Source organism: Pseudomonas sp. HMWF021 (genome assembly GCF_003061005.1).
Classification (GTDB): Bacteria; Pseudomonadota; Gammaproteobacteria; order Pseudomonadales; family Pseudomonadaceae; genus Aquipseudomonas.
The window spans coordinates 139041-140968 of record NZ_QAIK01000041.1; the positions used below are offsets into that span (position 1 = coordinate 139041).

General features: G+C 61.1%; 1 protein-coding gene and 1 pseudogene. Both read left to right on the top strand.

The genetic code is table 11. The annotated features are described in order from the left end of the window. Positions 1 to 173 precede the first annotated feature (173 nt). Entirely contained in the window at positions 174 to 956 is a 783-nt protein-coding gene (locus DBR18_RS05485; RefSeq protein ID WP_108589555.1) for an endonuclease/exonuclease/phosphatase family protein, read from the top strand. A 193-nt stretch (positions 957 to 1149) separates the two neighbouring features. Continuing rightward, a pseudogene (locus DBR18_RS28795) lies at positions 1150 to 1928 on the top strand (autotransporter outer membrane beta-barrel domain-containing protein); the annotation flags it as partial.

Genomic DNA, 1928 nt, shown 5'->3' on the forward strand with positions numbered 1-1928 from the left:
AGTGATGTTGAATGTGCCTGCCTCTTCGCGGGCAAGCCCGCTCCCACAGTTTTTCGTCCCGCAGTTTTGGGCTACGGCCGGATCTGTACACATGACACCAAGCATCTGAAAGGAACTGGCCGCTCACAGGCCAGTCGCATGAAAAGGAAGCCGTTTTTTTCAGAGGAGTGAACGTGTCCAGCGATCCCAAGCGCCACGTCGTCGACGCCCCCGTCATCCATCGCCTGCGCGTGCTGACGGTCAATACCCACAAGGGATTCACCGCCTTCAACCGGCGGTTCATCCTGCCGGAACTGCGTGAAGCGGTGCGTAGCACTTCGGCCGATCTGGTGTTTCTGCAAGAAGTGGTGGGTGAACACGAGCGACACTCGAACCGCTACAACGAATGGCCACAAACCTCGCAATACGAATTTCTCGCCGACAGCATGTGGAGCGATTTCGCCTATGGGCGCAACGCCGTCTATCCCGATGGCCACCACGGCAATGCCCTGCTGTCGAAGTACCCGATCCGCGAATACCGCAACCTCGACGTATCGATCACCGGTCCCGAGCGCCGCGGCCTGCTGCACTGTGTGCTGGACGTACCGGGGCACGCCGAAGTCCACGCGATCTGCGTGCACCTGAGTCTGCTGGAAAGCCACCGCCAATTGCAGTTGCAGCTGCTCTGCCAGTTGCTCGAATCGTTGCCCGACGATGCACCGGTGATCATCGCCGGTGACTTCAATGACTGGCAGCTTCAGGGCAACCAGGCGCTGGCCCGCCGCGATTACCTGCACGAAGCCTTCGAACGCCACCACGGCCGCCCGGCCAAGACCTACCCGGCGCGTTTTCCGTTGCTGCGCCTGGACCGCATTTACCTGCGCAACGCCAGCAGCCACGACCCGCAAATCCTCGGCAACAAGCCATGGACGCACCTGTCGGATCACTTGCCGCTGGCGGTGGAAGTGCATCTGTAATCGCGGTTCTGACATGACCGTTAGTCAGGCGCACTTGAACAAAGGTCAAATCCCTCTACACCTAAATCAGCTCAAGGATTAGCGCATTCAATTCGTTAGAGCATGGATCTCATGTAGCGCCTCAGTAGCTTCGCGAGGCGGATCCTGTGCTCGCACAAGGATGATCTCCCGAATTTGGCCGTAGGGAATCGCCATGACGCGCTACTCCAGATACCTGCGGACACTGCCGCAGACACTGTTCTTGCCTGCCTCGCTACTGCTCGCCAGTTCACCCGCCTCCGCTGCCTGTTCGCTGGTGCCGGGCCCCGGTAACGACACCTTCACCTGTGACAGTGGCTCCAGCGGTTCGCTGACCGATCTTGCGGGCAACAACAGCCTGACCTTGCCCGCCAACGGCAGCGGCGTGATCAACGGCAACGTAAGCTTTGGTGCTGGCACTGACCGGGTCGTGATCAATTCCGGAACCATCACCGGCGCGGTCAACCAGGGCGCCGGCATTGACGATTTCGTCATGAGCGCAGGCGCGATCGGCTCGCTGGCGCAGGGCGATGGCCGCGATACCTTCCTGATGACTGGCGGCACCATCGTCGGCGCCTTCGAAGACGGCGATGTCGCGCGCATGACCGGCGGCACCATCGGCCGGGTCGACATGAAGCTCGACAACAATATTTTCGACCTGTCTGGCGGGCAGATTCTCGGAAATCTGGTCACCGGGTTCGGCACCGATACCATCATCGTTTCCGGCGGACGCATCGGCGGCAACATCAGTGTCAGTGGCGGCAATGACAGCATCACCGTGACCGGCGGCGAAATCGTCGGCGAGATCCGCGCCAGTGTCGGTGACGACACGCTGCTGTGGGACGGCGGCGGAATCATCCGCTCGGCGATTCTGATGGGCGACGGCAACGACAGCGCAACGCTGCGCAACCTCGATGACGGCGTGCTGGCGCTGACACCCAACATGGATGGCGG